Source organism: Pseudomonas sp. JL3 (genome assembly GCF_031570575.1).
In the GTDB taxonomy this organism is placed as follows: domain Bacteria; phylum Pseudomonadota; class Gammaproteobacteria; order Pseudomonadales; family Pseudomonadaceae; genus Aquipseudomonas; species Aquipseudomonas cucumis.
Genome location: NZ_JAKWJK010000003.1, coordinates 477,341 through 495,275, shown reverse-complemented (window position 1 = coordinate 495,275; position 17,935 = coordinate 477,341). Strand labels below are relative to the sequence as shown.

At 60.1% G+C, this 17,935-nt stretch carries 15 protein-coding genes; 9 read left to right on the top strand and 6 right to left on the bottom strand.

Annotated features, from left to right (window positions below; translation table 11 throughout):
• Positions 1-139: 139 nt before the first annotated feature.
• The gene (locus MMG91_RS08600) at positions 140-835 is read left to right on the top strand and encodes an HAD-IA family hydrolase (protein WP_007902125.1); all 696 of its coding nucleotides are present in this window, start codon (positions 140-142) and stop codon (positions 833-835) included.
• Positions 836-909: 74 nt separating this feature from the next.
• Here the strand turns inward: MMG91_RS08600 and MMG91_RS08595 are convergent, their stop codons facing one another.
• Complete coding sequence (locus tag MMG91_RS08595) at positions 910-1,656, bottom strand: 3-oxoacyl-ACP reductase family protein (protein WP_310659336.1); 747 nt, start codon at positions 1,654-1,656, stop codon at positions 910-912.
• 124 nt (positions 1,657-1,780) lie between these two features.
• Between MMG91_RS08595 and MMG91_RS08590 the strand changes: the two genes are divergently transcribed.
• Positions 1,781-2,704 carry a LysR family transcriptional regulator gene (locus tag MMG91_RS08590; RefSeq protein WP_310659335.1) on the top strand — a complete coding sequence of 308 codons (924 nt, stop codon included), beginning with the start codon at positions 1,781-1,783 and terminating at the stop codon, positions 2,702-2,704.
• A 120-nt stretch (positions 2,705-2,824) separates the two neighbouring features.
• Here the strand turns inward: MMG91_RS08590 and MMG91_RS08585 are convergent, their stop codons facing one another.
• The gene (locus tag MMG91_RS08585) at positions 2,825-3,565 is read right to left on the bottom strand and encodes a phosphoadenylyl-sulfate reductase (protein WP_310659334.1); all 741 of its coding nucleotides are present in this window, start codon (positions 3,563-3,565) and stop codon (positions 2,825-2,827) included.
• Between the two features lie 173 nt (positions 3,566-3,738).
• Between MMG91_RS08585 and thrH the strand changes: the two genes are divergently transcribed.
• A complete protein-coding gene (gene thrH / locus MMG91_RS08580) occupies positions 3,739-4,356 on the top strand; it encodes a bifunctional phosphoserine phosphatase/homoserine phosphotransferase ThrH (protein WP_008074130.1) in 618 nt (205 codons plus the stop codon).
• Between the two features lie 128 nt (positions 4,357-4,484).
• Here thrH and pabB read toward each other — a convergent pair whose 3' ends face one another.
• The 4 genes from pabB to MMG91_RS08560 form a co-directional block, all read right to left on the bottom strand.
• A complete protein-coding gene (gene pabB / locus MMG91_RS08575; RefSeq protein WP_310659333.1) occupies positions 4,485-5,822 on the bottom strand; it encodes an aminodeoxychorismate synthase component I in 1,338 nt (445 codons plus the stop codon).
• A gap of 214 nt (positions 5,823-6,036) precedes the next feature.
• Positions 6,037-7,023, bottom strand: a complete 987-nt coding sequence (locus tag MMG91_RS08570; RefSeq protein ID WP_305448917.1) for an alpha-L-glutamate ligase-like protein — start codon at positions 7,021-7,023, stop codon at positions 6,037-6,039.
• Complete coding sequence (locus MMG91_RS08565) at positions 7,023-8,558, bottom strand: inactive transglutaminase family protein (protein ID WP_310659332.1); 1,536 nt, start codon at positions 8,556-8,558, stop codon at positions 7,023-7,025. Before MMG91_RS08565 ends, MMG91_RS08570 begins: the two co-directional genes overlap by 1 nt.
• A 5-nt stretch (positions 8,559-8,563) precedes the next feature.
• The gene (locus MMG91_RS08560) at positions 8,564-9,100 is read right to left on the bottom strand and encodes an ATP-dependent zinc protease (protein ID WP_310659331.1); all 537 of its coding nucleotides are present in this window, start codon (positions 9,098-9,100) and stop codon (positions 8,564-8,566) included.
• Between the two features lie 298 nt (positions 9,101-9,398).
• Here MMG91_RS08560 and MMG91_RS08555 point away from each other — a divergent pair, with 298 nt between their 5' ends.
• From MMG91_RS08555 to prpD, 6 genes are all read left to right on the top strand, one after another.
• Positions 9,399-10,121, top strand: a complete 723-nt coding sequence (locus MMG91_RS08555) for a GntR family transcriptional regulator (protein ID WP_007902102.1) — start codon at positions 9,399-9,401, stop codon at positions 10,119-10,121.
• Positions 10,118-11,008 (top strand): methylisocitrate lyase, encoded by an 891-nt coding sequence (prpB, locus tag MMG91_RS08550; RefSeq protein ID WP_305505526.1) that lies wholly within the window; start codon positions 10,118-10,120, stop codon positions 11,006-11,008. The genes MMG91_RS08555 and prpB overlap by 4 nt, the downstream gene beginning before the upstream one ends.
• A 42-nt stretch (positions 11,009-11,050) precedes the next feature.
• The gene (gene prpC, locus MMG91_RS08545) at positions 11,051-12,178 is read left to right on the top strand and encodes a 2-methylcitrate synthase (protein WP_310659330.1); all 1,128 of its coding nucleotides are present in this window, start codon (positions 11,051-11,053) and stop codon (positions 12,176-12,178) included.
• Positions 12,179-12,385: 207 nt separating this feature from the next.
• Positions 12,386-14,980, top strand: a complete 2,595-nt coding sequence (acnD, locus tag MMG91_RS08540; RefSeq protein ID WP_305448920.1) for a Fe/S-dependent 2-methylisocitrate dehydratase AcnD — start codon at positions 12,386-12,388, stop codon at positions 14,978-14,980.
• Positions 14,981-15,031: 51 nt separating this feature from the next.
• Positions 15,032-16,222, top strand: a complete 1,191-nt coding sequence (prpF, locus tag MMG91_RS08535; protein WP_310659329.1) for a 2-methylaconitate cis-trans isomerase PrpF — start codon at positions 15,032-15,034, stop codon at positions 16,220-16,222.
• A gap of 206 nt (positions 16,223-16,428) precedes the next feature.
• Positions 16,429-17,913, top strand: coding sequence for a 2-methylcitrate dehydratase (prpD, locus tag MMG91_RS08530; RefSeq protein ID WP_305505528.1), 1,485 nt, complete (start codon positions 16,429-16,431; stop codon positions 17,911-17,913).
• The last annotated feature ends 22 nt before the right edge of the window (positions 17,914-17,935 follow it).

Here is a 17,935-nt window from a genome sequence, read left to right as displayed (position 1 = left end):
CCGTTTTTTGTGTCCGCCTGGCATTGCCCGTTGCTCTCTGCCAACCGCGCTCGCTATGCTGCTGAACCCTTTAATCCATCACGGACCCGGTCGTGCCTGCGCCGCTCCTGGGATGTCATGAGAAAACGGATCAGATGCGATGAATGCACCCCTGGATGAGTTCGGCCCGATCAAGGCCGTGATTTTCGATATGGACGGCTTATTGCTGGACACCGAGGGCATTTACACCGAGGTCACGTCCATCATTGCCGGGCGTTATGGCCGGACCTTCGACTGGAGCGTCAAACAGAACATCATCGGTCGAGGCGCGGGTGATCTGGCGCGCTATGTGGTCGAGGCGCTGGACCTGCCGATTACAGCCGAAGAGTTTCTGGTGATCCGCGAACCGCTGATGCGCGAGCGTTTTCCGACGGCACTGGCGATGCCTGGCGCAGAGGAGCTGGTTCGGCACTTGAAGGCCAACAACATTCCTATTGCGGTGGGCACCAGTTCTTCACGTCAGTCGTTCGGCCAGAAAACCACCTTGCACCGCGACTGGTTCGCGCTGTTCGACTTCATCGTCACTGCGGATGACCCGGAAGTGGGCGCGGCCAAACCGGCGCCGGATATCTTCCTGACGGCGGCGCGGCGCCTGGGTGTCGCGCCTGAGGATTGCCTGGTGTTCGAAGATTCACCGTTCGGCGTCACCGCAGCGAAAGCGGCGGGGATGACGGCGATTGCGATTCCGGATGCGGCGATGGCCGACGAAAAGTACGCACACGCCGATGGCATTCTTCGTACGTTGAAGGCGTTCAAGCCCAGCGCATGTGGCTTGCCGGCACTTGAGTGGGCCTGACCTCTCGAGAATGACGGGCACAAAAAAACGCCGGCAACCTGTTGCCGGCGTTTTTGTTTCAATCGAACTGTGTATCAGGCGCCGAAACCACCGTCGATGGTCAGGCTGGCACCGGTGATGTAGCCGGCTTCGGGACCAACAAGATAAGCGACGAAGCTGGCGATTTCTTCCGCTCTTCCGTAACGACCCACGGCCATCAGCGGGATCAGGCTTTCAGCAAAGTCGCCGCTGGCGGGGTTCATGTCGGTGTCGACCGGGCCCGGTTGCACGTTGTTGATGGTGATACCCCGTGGGCCGAGGTCGCGAGCCAGGCCTTTGGTCAGGCCGACCAGCGCCGATTTGCTCATGGCGTACGGGCCACCACCGGCGAAGGGCATGCGCTCGGCATTGGTGCTGCCGATGTTGATGATGCGACCGCCTTCGGTCATATGTTTGGCCGCTTCCTGTGTGGCAATGAACACACTGCGCACGTTGATGGCCAGGGTCTGATCGAAGTCTTCAAGTTTGAAGTCTTCCAGCGGTGCAACGGCCAGAACGCCTGCGTTGTTGACCAGGATGTCCAGGCGACCGAAGGCTTCGACGGTGGCATTAACGGCATTGCGAATGGCGACGGCATCGGCGCTGTCGGCCTTGATGGCCAAGGCTTTGCCGCCTGCGCGGGTGATGCTGTTTTGCAGTTCTTCGGCTTTGACGGTAGAGCTGACGTAAGTGAAGGCGACGGTAGCGCCTTCTGCGGCCAGCCGTTTGACGATGGCAGCACCGATGCCGCGTGAACCGCCTTGAATCAGAGCTACTTTACCGCTGAGGTGTTGAGTGGTCATGTCGATCTCCATAAATTCAAGGCGGGCTGCCTTGTTGTCGGAGTTGAGTATCGGCCTCGCATTACCCTGCGGGTAGACCGCCGTTGCTATAGTCTGTGTAAACCAAAAGTTTATAGTGGCGCTTATGGAAACCTTCAGCAGTATCGAATGCTTCGTGCGTAGCGCCGAGGTCGGCAGCTTCGCCGAAGCTGCGCGGCGCTTGAGTCTGACGCCGGCGGCAGTAGGCAAAAGCGTCGCCAAGCTGGAGGCGCGATTAGGTGTACGGCTTTTTCAGCGCAGCACGCGCAGCCTGACGCTGACTGAGGCCGGCCAGCTGTTTCTCGGCGAAGTCAGCGCCAGCCTGCACACAATCCAGAACGCCGTGGCCAACCTGGCCAGCGCCGAAGGACGTCCGGCAGGCACATTGAAAGTCAGCATGGGCACGGTGTTCGGGCGTTTGTACATCGTGCCGTTGCTGGGCGAGTTTCTGCGGCGCTTTCCGGCGATCAACCCGGACTGGCATTTCGATAACCGCCAGGTCGACCTGATCGCCCAGGGTTTCGATGCGGCAATTGGTGGCGGATTCGAACTGCCTCAGGGCGTGGTAGCGCGCAAGCTGACGCCTGCCCATCGGGTATTGGTGGCTTCAACCGAGTACCTGGCGAAGCACGAGGCGATCGTCGAGCCCGATGACCTCAAACACCACGATGGCATCTTGATACGCTCGCCGCAGACGGGGCGCGTGCGTTCCTGGCAGTTGACCAGTCGCGCCCGGCAACACAGCCCGCTGACGCTCAAGGCGCGGATGACCATGAGCGATTCGGAAGCCGCTTGTGCCACGGCGGCCCAGGGTTTGGGCATCGCGTTGGTCAGCATGCCGTTCGCCGTCGGCTATCTGGATGCGGGGACGTTGCAGCGGGTGTTGCCTGACTGGTACGTCGACGACGGCAACATCTCCATCTATTACGCCGAACACAAACTGCTGCCGGGCAAGACCCGGGCATTTGTCGATTTCATCATTGAGCAGTTTGCGGAGCAGGGGTTGGGACAGCGGTTCAGTGCGCTTTGAACCTGGCTGAGACCGAGGTGCAGCGTTCGCGGGCAAGCCATATTCCCACAGGGTTTTGAGTCGTATCGTAATGATGTAGATGAGACAAAACCTGTGGGAGCGTGGCTTGGACTGTGATTTTTAAGCTTTGGATTTGCTGATGATGTTTCCGGCATGCAGCCCGCATTCTTTCTGCGTGGCTTCTTCCCACCACCAACGACCTTCGCGCTCATGCTGGTTCGGCAATACCGGGCGGGTGCAAGGCTCGCAGCCGATGCTGATGAAGCCGCGCTCATGCAGGCTGTTGTACGGCAGCTCCAGCATGCGGATGTAGCCCCAGATCTCTTCGCTGGTCATTTGCGCCAGCGGATTGAATTTGTACAGAGTGCGTTCCGGGGTGGAGAACGCGGTATCGATTTCCAGCACCGCGACCGCACTGCGGGTGCCCGGGCTCTGGTCCCGACGCTGGCCGGTGGCCCACGCCGTCACGCTGGACAGTTTGCGACGCAACGGCTCGATCTTGCGGATGCCGCAGCACTCGCCATGGCCGTCCTTGTAGAAGCTGAACAGGCCTTTTTCCTTCACGAAAGGTTCGAGTTTGGTGTAGTCCGGCGATACCACTTCGATATCGATCTTGTAGTGCTCGCGCACCTGTTCGATGAAGCGATAGGTCTCGGGGTGCAAGCGGCCGGTGTCGAGGCTGAACACTTTGACGTTCTTGTTCAGCTTCCAGGCCATGTCCACCAGCACCACATCCTCGGCGCCGCTGAAAGATATCCACAGGTCATCACCGAACTCGGCGAACGCGAGTTTCAGGATGTCCTGAGCGGATTTGTTGGCATAGGTCGTGGCGAGTTCCACGACATCGAACGATGGGCTCATCAGGGCGGCTTCCTACAGGTCGGTGGCGCTGGGCGCTCTATATGCGCCGATGGTAACAAAATCCTGCAGCAGCTGGTGCACCCTCTGCGTTGCACAGAGGAGGGCGAGTCGCTAGAGTTCGGCAGTCCTTTTGCTCGCTCGACTCAATAAACAGTACAAAATGGGAGTGTCTTGTGGAAATTGCCTGTCTGGATCTTGAAGGTGTGCTGGTCCCGGAAATCTGGATCGCCTTTGCCGAAAAAACCGGGATCGACTCCCTCAGGGCCACCACTCGGGACATTCCCGACTACGACGTGTTGATGAAGCAGCGGTTGCGGATTCTCGACGAGCACGGCTTGAAGCTTTCCGATATCCAGGAAGTGATCGCCACGCTCAAGCCTCTGGAAGGCGCCAGTGAATTTGTCGACTGGCTGCGTGAGCGCTTTCAGGTGGTGATTCTGTCGGACACCTTTTACGAATTCTCCCAGCCGCTGATGCGTCAACTGGGCTTCCCGACCTTGCTTTGCCATCGTCTGATTACCGACGATGCCGGGCGGGTCACGGGCTATCAGTTGCGTCAGAAAGATCCCAAGCGTCAGTCGGTGTTGGCGTTCAAGAGCCTCTACTACCGAGTGATCGCGGCGGGGGATTCCTACAATGACACGACGATGCTGGGCGAGGCCGATGCCGGGATTCTGTTCCACGCACCGGACAATGTGATTCGCGAGTTTCCACAATTCCCGGCGGTGCACAGCTTTGCCGAGTTGAAGCAAGAGTTCATCAAGGCTTCCAATAGGGCTTTGAGTCTGTAATTGCCGTTGCTGATCGTTCCCACGCTCTGCGTGGGAATGCAGCCTGGGACGCTCCGCGTCCCAAAGCGGACGCAGAGCGTCCATTGAGGCATTCCCAGGCGGAGCGTGGGAGCGATCATGGTGTCGGGTTACAGGTTTTGAAGGGTGTCGAGCAACACCTTCACCTTGGTTATCGATTCCTGATATTCCGCCTGCCAGTCCGAATCCGCGACGATCCCGCCGCCGCCCCAGCAGCACACCTGCCCATCCTTGACCAGCAAGCTGCGGATAGCGATGGAACTGTCCATCTCCCCGCGCACGTCCAGATACAGCAATGAGCCGCAATACAACCCACGACGGGTCGGTTCCAGCTCATCGATGATCTGCATGGCCCGAATCTTCGGCGCCCCGGTAATCGAGCCGCCAGGGAAGCTGCCGGCGATCAGATCCAGCGCATCCTTGTCATCCGCCAGCTCGCCGGTAACGCTGCTTACCAGGTGATGCACGTTCGGATAGCTTTCCAGGCTGAACAACTCCGGCACCCGCACCGAGCCGATGCGGCAGGTACGGCCGAGGTCGTTGCGCAGCAAATCGACGATCATCAGGTTTTCTGCGCGGTCCTTGGGGCTGGCCAGCAGTTCGGCGGCGTTCGCCGCATCTTCAGCGGCGGTCAGACCGCGGGGGCGGGTGCCTTTGATCGGGCGGGTTTCGACGTGGCGCTCGCTGACTTTGACGAAACGCTCCGGCGACAGGCTCAGCACGGCGTCGCCGTCGGGCAGGCTCTGGAAACCGGAAAACGGTGTCGGGCACGCCGCCCGCAGCGCGCAGTACGCCGCCCACGGATCACCTTGGCATTGCGCGCGAAAGCGCTGGGCGAAGTTGACCTGATAGCAGTCGCCGGCCTGGATGTACTGCTGAATGCGTTCGAAGGCTTGTCGATAGTCGTCAGCGCTCAGGTCGGCACTCATCGGGGCGTCCAGTTTGAAAGGCTCGATCTTCTGAGGTGCAGGCAGCGTGAACAGTTCGATCAGCCGCTGTCGTTCGCTGTCGATCAACGCCGGGTGGAACACCAGTTGGCTGGTGGCGAGGTGGTGATCGCTGATCAGGGCCCAGTCGTACAGCCCGAAACGTGCGTCCGGCAATTGCAAATCGTCCCGCGCCTGGCTCGGCAGGTTTTCCAGATGCCGGCCGAAGTCATAGCTCAGATAACCGATCAGGCCACCGGCGAAAGGCAGGTCGAAAGGAACACCGGCTTCGCCAAGTCGCGTCAGAGTGTCGCGAAGACGTTGCAGGAAATGGCTGCCGCTTTCATCCGGTAACACGGCCAGTTGCTCCTGCGGCCAGGCGCTGAGCAGGTCATAACGCCCACGCTCGGCGCTCGGCCGGCCGCTGTCGAGCAGCACGGCGCCGGGGGCATGACGAATCGCCGCGAAGTACTCGGCGGGGTTGGCACGATAGGGCAGCGGGTGTACAGAACAGGTCAACATGGGCGGGGCAGATCAGCCATCGAGGCGGGGGAGCGATTGTAGTCCTCTGCAGGATTCGCTCCTAGAGGGGATGTCGGGGATTGAACTGTTGGTGCCAGGGTTGAAAGATTGGGTGGCTGTTAGTCAGCCTTCGCGGGCAAGCCTTGCACCTACAGGTACAGCGGCGTCCTTGTAGGAGCGAGGCTTGCCCGCGAATGTCGCACCTCGGTCTTGATCAACCCTCAACCGCAGGAATATGCCCAAACATTTCCTGAACGAACTCCACGCGTTCCTGCACCGTTTCGGTTATCCCGCGGGCCTTCAATTCTTCCAGTCGCGCTTCGACCGCGTGGGTACGTAACGTCAACCCGCAATCGTTGGCGATCTGAATGTTCAAACCGGGCCGGGCGTTAAGCTCAAGAATCAACGGCCCTTTCTCCTGGTCGAGCACCATGTCGACACCGATGTAACCCAGCCCGCACAGCTCATAGCAGCCGGCAGCGAGCTTCATGAAACCGTCCCAATAGGGCAGTTGCACGCCGTCCACTGCGTTGGTGGTGTCCGGGTGTTTGGTGATGATGTTGTTCAGCCAGGTGCCGCGCAACGTCAGCCCGGTCGCCAGATCGACACCAACACCAATGGCGCCCTGGTGCAGGTTGGCCTTGCCGCCGGACTGGCGGGTCGGCAGGCGCAGCATGGCCATCACCGGATAGCCCATCAGCACGATGATGCGAATGTCCGGCACGCCTTCATAGCTGATGCTTTTGAAGATCTGGTCCGGGGTCACGCGGTATTCGATCAGTGCGCGGTCACGGTGACCGCCGAGCGAGTACAGGCCGGTCAGGATGCTGGAAATCTGGTGCTCGATTTCCTCGTGACTGATGATCTTGCCCGACACCGTGCGATAGCGGCCCTCGAAGCGGTCGGCGATCACCAGAATGCCATCACCGCCGGCGCCTTGGGCCGGTTTGACCACGAAATCGTTGCGCCCGCCGATGATGTCGCCGAGGTTGTCGATTTCCTTCTCGGTGGAGATCACCCCGTACAGCTCCGGCACGTGAATGCCGGCGGCGATGGCGCGCTCCTTGGTGATGATCTTGTCATCGACGATCGGGTACAGGCTGCGCTTGTTGTACTTGAGCACGTAGTCTGCGTTGCGCCGATTGATCCCCATGATGCCCCGGGCCTCCAGGGCTTTCCAGGTCTTCCAGAGACCGAACATCAGGCGTCAGCCTTCTTGAGGAAAGCCTTGAAGCGCACCAGTTCGGTCAGGCGGTAACCGCGATAGCGACCCATGGCCAGCATGAAGCCCACCAGAATCAGCAGAATCGCCGGGAAGGTGAACACGAAGTACACCAGCTCAGGCACGCTCATGATCAGGTGCGCCAAAGAGGCGGCGAACAGCGTGCCGATCGCCACTTTCATGGCATGGCCGCCACCACGCTCTTCCCAGGTGATCGACAGGCGTTCAATGGTCATGGTCAGAATCACCATCGGGAACAGCGCCACCGACAGCCCGCGTTCCAGGCCAAGTTTGTGACTGAACAGACTGATAGCCGCGATCAGCACCACCACGAAGGTCAGCACCACCGACAGCCTCGGCAGCATTTGCAGTTTCAAGTGTTCAAGGTAGGAGCGCAGCGACAGCCCCAACGTTGTGATGATTGTAAATAGCACGATGCCGAAACCGAGCTGGGTTTCCCGGAAGGCGAGGGCGATCAGCACTGGTGTAAAGGTGCCGAGTGTCTGAATGCCGATCAGGTTGCGCAGAATCAGGATCACCAGCACGCCGATCGGGATCATCACCATGATCATGAAGGTCTGCTGGGTTTGCAGCGGCAAGCCGTACAACGAGTATTCGAGGAAGTTGGCGTCGGAGTTTTCGTCGGTCAGCTTGGCCAGGCGAATGGCGTTCATTTCGCTGTTATTCAGGCTGAAAGTGACGTTGGCTTTTTTGCCGCCATCGACGGTGATCAGGTTTTCGTCGCCGGTCCACCACTGCAAGCGGTCGGTGGGCAGGCCCTGTTCGCCGGTTTCCGGGTTGAAGTACAGCCAGTCGGTGCCGTTGAAGCTGCGCAACCAGAGTTCAGGCATTTGTGGCTGATCGGCCACCAGGCGAATGGTGTGGACCTTTTCGATCGGCACGTGGGCGATGGACAGTACCAATTCGACGATTTTGGCTTTGTTCGCGGTGGACGGATCGCCGCCCAGCAGCAGTTTCACGTTGTCGTCGTTGAGGTTGTTAACGCGCTTGATGGCTTCGCCGATGAAGGTTTCGACGTCGGCCGAGTGCTGGCGGATCGGCGCGAGCAGGGCTTCGGCGGCGATTTTTTCCGGGCCTTCGACGGCGATGCTGTCGCGGAAGGTCGGGCCTTTGACCTTGGATTTTTCGCCGCTGTAGCGCTTGGTCAGCACCAGTCGGTAATAAAGGGTCTGGTTGCCCTTGGCCCGACGCGCTGACCAGGTGACCTTGCGGTTGCCGTCGACACGGTTCACCGCCACGCCATAATTATTGGAAATGAAACTCTCGTTGAGGCTCACGTAGTCGCGGCTCAGCGGCGGCACGAACATCTGGATCTTGATCGGATCCTTGGCGTTGGCGACGAACTCGACCTTGGCGTCGATGTTCCACAAGTCGTCGGTAGCGTCTTCGGTCACCGGAATTCCGAGCACGAAAATCTGATAGGCCGTAACTGAAATGCCCAGCACCACCAGGATGGCGATCAGCAATTTCAGATGGAGGGTAAGAGAGCGCATTGGAATTACTCTGCGGTATGTGCGTTGGTGGCGCAGGCGGGTTTGCCAGCAGCGTATTTAAGACTGGGGTCGACCAGCGCATCGAAGCGTTTGAGTGCTTCGGAGCCGATCAGGAGCGGGTATTGGAAGGCACTGCGGTCGGTCAAGTTCACTTCGATGCTACGTAAAGCCGAACCCATGCAGATATCCAGCTCAATGACCGGACGGGCGGTGTACTTCTTGCCTTCTTCCGGGTCGTAGTCACCGGCCCGGCGCTTGATCTTGCTGACACGGGCCAGCGGTCGTTCGATCGGGTGCGAATGCGCGGCGTCGATAGCCAGATAGAAGCGCACCCAGGATTCGCCATTGCGTTTGAAACGTTTGATGTCGCGGGCACTCAGCGAAGCGGTTTTCGCTCCGGTGTCGAGTTTGGCGGCGACTTCCAGATTGATGCCATCCAGCGAAGCGTACTCATTGAGGCCGTACACAGTCTTTTCCCCTGCCGCGGCGAAACCTGGCAGGCCAAAAAGACAAAGGAATGTGGTGAAGGGCTTGAGTCTCATAAATCCTGGTGCGCAGCGGTCCGTTCTTCAATTCAAGGCCCTGGCATTGCTGCACAAGCTCCCTCGTATGCCTATCCGCTTTTTATGACAGGCAATGCAGATGACAAGCAAATGCGGGCGGCATTCTAGCACGGTGGGTTTATGGCGCCAGCGCTGGCCGACGGCTATAACTTGAGGGGTTGCTGCCTTATGGTGCAAGGAGGTTATTAGACGATTGTCGACAATATCGATTTATCCTTTGACGTAATCAGCCATATTCGCTAGTTTTTGCGGCATTGGTTTTCAAGGTGTCGACAATATGCTGGATCAACTCGATCCCCCGGTCACAGTTCAGGACGACTCGGAAACACTTTCCGAAAACGTCTTCCGACGTATTCAGGCGGCCATCGTCAAGGGCGAGATCGCCCCGGGCAGCAAGATCTCCGAGCCAGAGCTGGCGCGCACCTACGGCATTAGCCGCGGGCCGCTGCGTGAGGCCATTCACCGTCTGGAAGGCCAGCGCCTGCTGGTTCGCGTGCCGCACGTCGGGGCGCGGGTGGTGTCGCTGAGCCACGCTGAACTGCTGGAGCTCTACGAGATTCGCGAATCCCTGGAAGGCATGGCGTGCCGTCTGGCGGCTGAACGCATGACCGTTGAAGAAATCGACGAACTGCGCCGGGTGCTCGAAACCCACGAACGCGATGCAGCGTTTCAGGCAGGCGTCGGCTATTACCAGCAGGAAGGCGATTTCGACTTTCATTACCGGATCATCCAGGGCAGCGGCAACCGCACTTTGACCCAGATGCTCTGCGGCGAGCTCTATCAACTGGTGCGCATGTACCGCATCCAGTTTTCCACCACGCCCAATCGGCCGCGCCAGGCGTTTGCTGAACACCACCGAATTCTCGATGCCATCGCCGACCGTGACGGCGAACTGGCCGAGTTGTTGATGCGCCGTCACATCGGCGCCTCCAAACGCAATATCGCCCGTCATTATCAGGACGGCGCTAACCCGACAGCCACTGAACGAGGTGAGTCATGAGTTCCAACAAGAGCACTCCAGGCCAGCGTTTCCGCGATGCGGTCGCCAGCGAACATCCGCTGCAAGTGGTTGGCGCGATCAACGCCAACCACGCACTACTGGCCAAGCGCGCCGGTTTCAAGGCTATCTACCTGTCGGGTGGCGGGGTAGCTGCCGGCTCCCTCGGCGTGCCGGACCTGGGGATTACCGGTCTGGATGATGTGCTGACCGACGTGCGTCGCATCACTGACGTCTGCGACTTGCCACTGTTGGTGGACGTGGACACCGGTTTCGGTTCCTCGGCGTTCAACGTCGCCCGTACCGTGAAGTCGATGATCAAGTTCGGTGCGGCGGCGATTCACATCGAAGACCAGGTCGGCGCCAAGCGCTGCGGTCATCGTCCTAATAAGGAGATTGTCACGCAGCAGGAAATGGTCGACCGCATCAAAGCGGCCGTCGATGCTCGCACCGACGACAGCTTCGTGATCATGGCTCGCACCGACGCCCTGGCGGTGGAAGGTCTTGAATCTGCGCTGGATCGCGCAGCGGCATGCATCGAAGCCGGCGCCGACATGGTGTTCCCGGAAGCGATCACCGAGCTTGAGATGTACAAGCTGTTCGCCAGCCGCGTGAAAGCGCCGATCCTGGCCAACATCACCGAATTCGGCGCGACGCCGCTGTACACCACCGAGCAGCTTGCGGCCGCTGACGTGTCGCTGGTGCTGTACCCGCTGTCGGCATTCCGCGCGATGAACAAGGCTGCGGAAAACGTCTACACCGCGATCCGCCGCGACGGCACGCAACAGAACGTCATCGACACCATGCAGACGCGCATGGAGCTTTACGATCGCATCGATTACCACACCTTCGAGCAGAAGCTCGATGCGTTGTTTGCCGCGAAGAAGTAAGTCGAGAACTCCCTGACAAATTCAAGAAAACTGGAGACAGCAATGGCCGAAGCAAAAGTACTCAGTGGCGCCGGGCTCCGTGGCCAGGTTGCCGGGCAAACCGCACTGTCCACCGTGGGCCTGTCGGGCGCAGGCCTGACCTATCGCGGCTATGACGTTCGCGACCTGGCGGCTGACGCACAATTTGAAGAAGTGGCTTACCTGCTGCTGTATGGCGAACTGCCGACCAAGGCACAACTCGCTGCCTATACCCAGAAACTGAGCAAGCTGCGTGACCTGCCGCAAGCGCTGAAAGAAGTACTGGAACGCATCCCCGCCGACGCCCATCCGATGGACGTGATGCGCACCGGTTGCTCGTTCCTGGGCAACATCGAACCGGAGAAAGACTTCTCCGAGCAACACGACAAAACCGACCGCCTGCTGGCCGCGTTCCCGGCGATCATGTGCTACTGGTATCGCTTCAGCCACGACAGCAAACGCATCAATTGCGTGACCGATGAAGCCTGCATCGGCGGCCATTTCCTGCACCTGTTGCACGACAAGAAGCCGAGCGAATTGCACGTCAAGGTGATGAACGTTTCGCTGATCCTCTACGCGGAACACGAGTTCAACGCCTCGACCTTCACCGCCCGAGTGTGCGCCTCGACCCTGTCGGATCTATATTCCTGCATCACGGCGGCCATTGGCTCCCTGCGCGGCCCGCTGCACGGCGGCGCCAACGAAGCAGCGATGGAAATGATCGAGCGCTTCTCGTCGCCTGAAGAGGCGGTCGAGGGCACCCTCGGCATGCTGGCGCGCAAGGAAAAGATCATGGGCTTCGGTCATGCGATCTATAAAGACAACGATCCGCGCAATGAGGTGATCAAGGGCTGGTCGAAAAAACTCGCCGACGAAGTGGGCGACACGGTGTTGTTCCCGGTTTCCGAAGCCATCGACGCAACCATGTGGGAACAAAAGAGACTGTTCCCGAACGCCGACTTCTACCATGCCTCGACCTACCACTTCATGGGCATTCCGACCAAGTTGTTCACACCGATCTTCGTCTGCTCGCGCCTGACCGGCTGGGCAGCGCACGTGTTCGAGCAGCGTGCCAACAACCGCATCATCCGCCCGAGCGCCGAGTACGTCGGCGTCGAACAGCGCAAGTTCGTGCCAATCGAACAACGCTGACCGGGGGAGCGCGCCGATACCGGTTATTGGGTGCAACGAAAAACCCTGTGGGAGCGGGCTTGCCCGCGATGACGGACTGACATCCAACATTGATGTCGACTGATACACCGCTATCGCGGGCAAGCCCGCTCCCACAGTGGAGTGTGTTTGCTTCAATAGCTGCGCCAGGCGCCCACCCTTTGTAACCACCGTGACCGAGTCCTGACGATGAACACTGAATTCCGCAAACCGCTGCCCGGCAGCCACCTGGATTATTTCGACGTCCGCGCGGCGGTCGATGCCATTGCACCTGGCGCCTACGACACCTTGCCGTACACCTCCCGCGTGCTGGCGGAAAACCTCGTGCGTCGCTGTGACCCGGCCACGCTCACTGAATCCCTGAAGCAATTCATCGAGCGCAAACGCGATCTCGATTTCCCATGGTTCCCGGCCCGCGTGGTGTGCCATGACATTCTTGGCCAGACCGCCCTGGTGGACCTTGCCGGCCTGCGCGACGCCATCGCCCTGCAAGGCGGCGATCCGGCGCAAGTAAACCCGGTGGTGCCGACTCAGTTGATCGTCGACCATTCCCTGGCCGTTGAACGCGGTGGCTTCGATCCCGAGGCGTTCGAGAAAAACCGCGCCATCGAAGACCGTCGCAACGAAGACCGTTTCCACTTCATCAACTGGACCAAAAAAGCCTTCAAGAACGTCGACGTGATCCCGCCCGGTAACGGGATCATGCACCAGATCAATCTGGAGAAAATGTCGCCGGTGATCCAGGTGCGCGACGGTGTGGCTTTCCCCGATACCTGCGTCGGCACCGACAGTCACACGCCGCACGTCGATGCACTGGGCGTGATTGCTATTGGTGTTGGTGGTCTGGAAGCGGAGAGCGTGATGCTCGGGCGCGCATCGTGGATGCGTTTGCCGGAAAGCGTGGGCGTCGAACTTACTGGCAAGCTGCAACCGGGCATCACCGCCACCGACATGGTGCTGGCGCTGACCGAATACCTGCGCAAACAAAAAGTCGTCGGCGCGTGGCTGGAGTTTTTCGGTGAAGGAGCTTCCGCGCTGACCCTGGGCGACCGCGCGACCATTTCCAACATGGCCCCGGAATACGGCGCCACGGCGGCAATGTTCTACATCGACCAGCAGACCATCGACTACCTGAAACTCACCGGCCGTGAAGACGAGCAAGTGCAGTTGGTCGAGAATTACGCCAAGCAAACCGGTCTCTGGGCTGACAGCCTGAAAGGCGCGCAATACGAGCGCGGCCTGACGTTCGACCTGTCCTCGGTGGTGCGCAACATGGCTGGCCCGAGCAACCCGCACGCCCGTGTAGCGGTTTCGGATCTGGCGGCGAAAGGCATCTCCGGGAAGTGGGAAGACGTACCGGGTCAAATGCCGGACGGCGCGGTGATCATCGCCGCCATCACCAGTTGCACCAACACCAGCAACCCGCGCAACGTGATTGCCGCAGGTCTGCTGGCGCGCAACGCCAACAAGCTCGGTCTGACCCGCAAGCCGTGGGTCAAATCCTCGCTGGCGCCGGGTTCGAAAACCGTGGCGCTGTATCTGGATGAAGCCGGCCTGACCAAAGAACTGGAGCAACTCGGCTTCGGCGTCGTGGCCTTCGCCTGCACCACGTGCAACGGCATGTCCGGCGCACTGGACCCGGTGATCCAGCAAGAAATCATTGACCGCGATCTGTACGCCACGGCCGTACTCTCCGGTAATCGTAACTTCGACGGGCGGATTCACCCGTACGCCAAAAACGCGTTCCTGGCTTCGCCGCCATTGGTGGTGGCTTATGCCATCGCCGGGACCATTCGTTTCGACATCGAAAAAGATGTGCTGGGCGTGGTTGATGGCAGGGAAATCCGCCTGAAAGACATCTGGCCGAGCGACGAAGAAATCGACGCGGTGGTCAAGGCCTCGGTGAAACCGGAGCAGTTCCGCCAGGTGTACATCCCGATGTTCGCCATCCACGAAGACACCGGTCCGAAGGTCACGCCGCTGTATGACTGGCGAGAGATGAGCACCTACATCCGCCGTCCGCCGTACTGGGAAGGCGCGCTGGCCGGCGCTCGTCCGCTCAAGGGCATGCGCCCGCTGGCGGTGCTGCCGGACAACATCACCACCGATCACCTGTCGCCTTCCAACGCGATCATGCTCGACAGCGCGGCGGGCGAATACCTGGCGAAAATGGGCCTGCCGGAAGAAGACTTCAACTCCTACGCCACGCACCGCGGTGACCACTTGACCGCGCAGCGCGCAACCTTCGCCAACCCGAAACTGTTCAATGAAATGGTTCAGGAAAACGGCAAGGTCAAGCAGGGTTCCCTGGCGCGGGTCGAGCCGGAAGGCAAAGTGATGCGCATGTGGGAAGCCATCGAAACCTACATGGAACGCAAGCAGCCGCTGATCATCATCGCCGGCGCCGACTATGGTCAGGGTTCGTCCCGTGACTGGGCGGCCAAAGGCGTGCGTCTGGCGGGTGTGGAAGCGATCGCCGCTGAAGGTTTCGAGCGCATTCACCGCACCAACCTGGTGGGCATGGGCGTGTTGCCGCTGGAGTTCCAGCCGGGCACCGACCGTCACACCCTGGCCATCGACGGCAGCGAAACCTACGACGTGATCGGCGACCGTACCCCGCGTGCGACGCTGACGCTGGTGATCAACCGCAAGAACGGCGAACGCGTCGAAGTGCCGGTGACCTGCCGCCTCGACACCGCCGAAGAAGTGTCGATCTACGAGGCCGGCGGCGTGTTGCAGCGTTTCGCTCAGGACTTCCTCGAAGAATCGGCGGTTGCCGTTTAACACGACGAGCCGCGCGGGATTTAAGTCCCGCGCTGGCCGAGAAGGATCAATATGGCTCACGCACCTCAAATTAAAATCCCCGCCACCTACATGCGCGGCGGCACCAGCAAAGGCGTGTTCTTCAGCCTGAAAGACCTGCCCGAAGCGGCACAGATTCCCGGCCCGGCTCGCGATGCGTTATTGCTTCGAGTGATCGGCAGCCCCGACCCTTACGACAAGCAAATCGACGGCATGGGCGGTGCAACGTCCAGCACCAGCAAAACCGTGATCTTGTCGAAAAGCATCAAGGCCGATCACGACGTCGATTACCTGTTCGGTCAGGTCTCCATCGACAAGCCTTTCGTCGACTGGAGTGGCAACTGCGGCAACCTGTCGGCGGCGGTCGGTTCGTTCGCCATCAGCAATGGCTTGGTGGACGCCAGCCGCATTCCGCACAACGGTGTGGCGGTGGTGCGCGTGTGGCAGGCCAACATCGGCAAGACCATCATCGCCCATGTGCCGATCACCAACGGTGAGGTCCAGGAAACCGGCGATTTCGAACTCGACGGCGTGACCTTTCCGGCGGCCGAAGTGCAGCTCGAATTCATGGACCCAGCGGCGGAAGAAGAGGGGGGCGGTGGTTCGATGTTCCCCACCGGCAATCTGGTGGATGACCTCGAAGTGCCGGGCGTCGGAACGCTCAAGGCCACCCTGATCAATGCCGGCATTCCGACCATTTTCATCAATGCCGAAGACATCGGCTACACCGGTACCGAATTGCAGGGAGCGATCAACGGCGACCTGAAAGCCCTGGCGATGTTCGAAACCATCCGCGCTTACGGCGCGCTGCGCATGGGGCTGATTGAGCATCTGGACGAAGCGGCCAAGCGTCAGCACACCCCGAAGGTGGCGTTCGTCGCCCCACCTGCGGATTACATTGCGTCCAGCGGCAAGGCGATTGCGGCCACCGACATTGACTTGCTGGTGCGTGCGCTGTCCATGGGCAAACTGCACCACGCGATGATGGGCACGGCAGCGGTGGCCATTGGCACGGCGGCGGCGATTTCCGGCACGTTGGTGAACCTGGCGGCGGGCGGCATCGAACGTAATGCTGTGCGCTTCGGTCATCCCTCCGGCACCTTGCGCGTGGGCGCCGAGGCCAGCCAGATCAACGGGGAATGGACCGTGAACAAAGCCATCATGAGCCGCAGTGCGCGGGTGTTGATGGAAGGTTACGTCCGGGTGCCGGGGGATTGTTTCTAAACCCGACCCTGAACCAAATGGGGGAGCGGGTTTGCTCGCGAAGGCGGTGTATCAGAGGGCAGTATTGATTTCGACTGACACGCCCTCTTCGCGAGCAAGCCCGCTCCCCCAGTTAATTGCATTTCAATAACAAGAATGGCGCCACCAACTAAGATTGATCCTGAACCGAGGTCCCATCAGCGAACCACTGACCGAGTGAATCGAACATGAGCGCCAACGTCGACCTGAACAATCGCCCCGACTACGACACGGTCCTGCAGGACATCGCCGACTACGTCCTCAATTTCAAAATCGAATCTACCGAGGCGCTGGATACCGCCCGCAATTGCCTGATGGACACCCTCGGCTGCGGTCTGCTGGCCCTGCGTTTTCCCGAATGCACCAAGCACCTGGGGCCCATCGTCGAAGGCACTGTCGTCCCCTTCGGTGCTCGCGTGCCGGGGACCAGTTACCGTCTCGATCCGGTCAAAGCCGCCTGGGACATCGGTTGCATCGTCCGCTGGCTCGATTACAACGACACCTGGCTCGCCGCCGAATGGGGTCATCCGTCCGATAACCTCGGCGCCATTCTCGCGGTGGCCGACCACCTGTCGCAAAAACGCCTGGCCAATGGCGATGCACCGCTGACCCTTCGCGTGGTGTTGGAAGCCATGATCATGGCCCATGAGATTCAAGGCGTGATTGCACTGGAAAACTCCTTCAACCGAGTTGGCATCGATCACGTCATCCTGGTGAAAGTCGCCTCGACCGCCGTCACCGCCAAGCTCATGGGCGCCAATCGCGAGCAACTGCTGTCGGCGTTGTCCCATGCCTTTGCCGACGGCCAGGCACTGCGTACTTACCGGCATGCGCCAAATGCCGGGTCGCGCAAATCCTGGGCGGCAGGGGACGCGTCCAGCCGTGGCGTGCGTCTGGCGGACATTGCGATGCGCGGGGAAATGGGCATTCCCGGTGTACTGACCGCCAAACAATGGGGGTTCTACGACGTGTTGTTCAGCCATACCAACAATGACCTGGCGCTCAAGCCTGAAGACAAACGTGCCTTCAGCTTTTCCCGGCCGTTCGGCAGCTACGTGATGGAAAACGTGCTGTTCAAGATCAGCTTTCCCGCCGAGTTTCACGCGCAAACCGCCTGCGAGGCCGCTGTCACCTTGCATCCATTGGTCAGGAACCGTCTGCACGAAATCGACAGGATCGTCATCACCACCCACGAATCGGCGATCCGCATCATCTCCAAGGTCGGCCCGCTGGCCAACGCTGCGGACCGCGACCACTGCATCCAGTACATGACCGCCGTGCCCCTGGTGTTCGGTAATCTGGTGGCCGAGCAATACGAAGACGACTTCCACGCCGTGCATCCGATCATCGACGTGCTGCGCGACAAAATGGTCATCGTCGAGGACCCGCGCTTCACCCGCGAATACCTGGAGCCGGACAAACGCTCTATCGCCAATGCGCTGCAGGTGTTCTTCAAGGACGGCTCCAGCACCGAGAACGTGGTGGTGGAATACCCGATCGGCCATCGTCGTCGCCGCGCCGATGGTATTCCGCTGCTGGAAGAGAAGTTCAAGGCCAACCTGGCGACGCGCTTCACGGCTCAGCGCAGTGCCGAGATCTTCGCGTTGTGCAAGGACCAGGCTGCGCTTGAAGCGACCCCGGTGAACCGGTTTGTGGATTTGTTCGTGATCTAGTCACACCGCGTCATTGTGCAAT

What these genes read in the sequence shown, in the direction of transcription:
- MMG91_RS08600 (WP_007902125.1), top strand. Translation starts at nt 140, where the DNA reads ATGAATGCACCCCTGGATGAGTTCGGCCCGATCAAGGCCGTGATTTTC.
- MMG91_RS08595 (WP_310659336.1), bottom strand. Translation starts at nt 1,656, where the DNA reads ATGACCACTCAACACCTCAGCGGTAAAGTAGCTCTGATTCAAGGCGGT.
- MMG91_RS08590 (WP_310659335.1), top strand. Translation starts at nt 1,781, where the DNA reads ATGGAAACCTTCAGCAGTATCGAATGCTTCGTGCGTAGCGCCGAGGTC.
- MMG91_RS08585 (WP_310659334.1), bottom strand. Translation starts at nt 3,565, where the DNA reads ATGAGCCCATCGTTCGATGTCGTGGAACTCGCCACGACCTATGCCAAC.
- pabB (WP_310659333.1), bottom strand. Translation starts at nt 5,822, where the DNA reads ATGTTGACCTGTTCTGTACACCCGCTGCCCTATCGTGCCAACCCCGCC.
- MMG91_RS08570 (WP_305448917.1), bottom strand. Translation starts at nt 7,023, where the DNA reads ATGTTCGGTCTCTGGAAGACCTGGAAAGCCCTGGAGGCCCGGGGCATC.
- MMG91_RS08565 (WP_310659332.1), bottom strand. Translation starts at nt 8,558, where the DNA reads ATGCGCTCTCTTACCCTCCATCTGAAATTGCTGATCGCCATCCTGGTG.
- MMG91_RS08560 (WP_310659331.1), bottom strand. Translation starts at nt 9,100, where the DNA reads ATGAGACTCAAGCCCTTCACCACATTCCTTTGTCTTTTTGGCCTGCCA.
- MMG91_RS08555 (WP_007902102.1), top strand. Translation starts at nt 9,399, where the DNA reads ATGCTGGATCAACTCGATCCCCCGGTCACAGTTCAGGACGACTCGGAA.
- prpB (WP_305505526.1), top strand. Translation starts at nt 10,118, where the DNA reads ATGAGTTCCAACAAGAGCACTCCAGGCCAGCGTTTCCGCGATGCGGTC.
- prpC (WP_310659330.1), top strand. Translation starts at nt 11,051, where the DNA reads ATGGCCGAAGCAAAAGTACTCAGTGGCGCCGGGCTCCGTGGCCAGGTT.
- acnD (WP_305448920.1), top strand. Translation starts at nt 12,386, where the DNA reads ATGAACACTGAATTCCGCAAACCGCTGCCCGGCAGCCACCTGGATTAT.
- prpF (WP_310659329.1), top strand. Translation starts at nt 15,032, where the DNA reads ATGGCTCACGCACCTCAAATTAAAATCCCCGCCACCTACATGCGCGGC.
- prpD (WP_305505528.1), top strand. Translation starts at nt 16,429, where the DNA reads ATGAGCGCCAACGTCGACCTGAACAATCGCCCCGACTACGACACGGTC.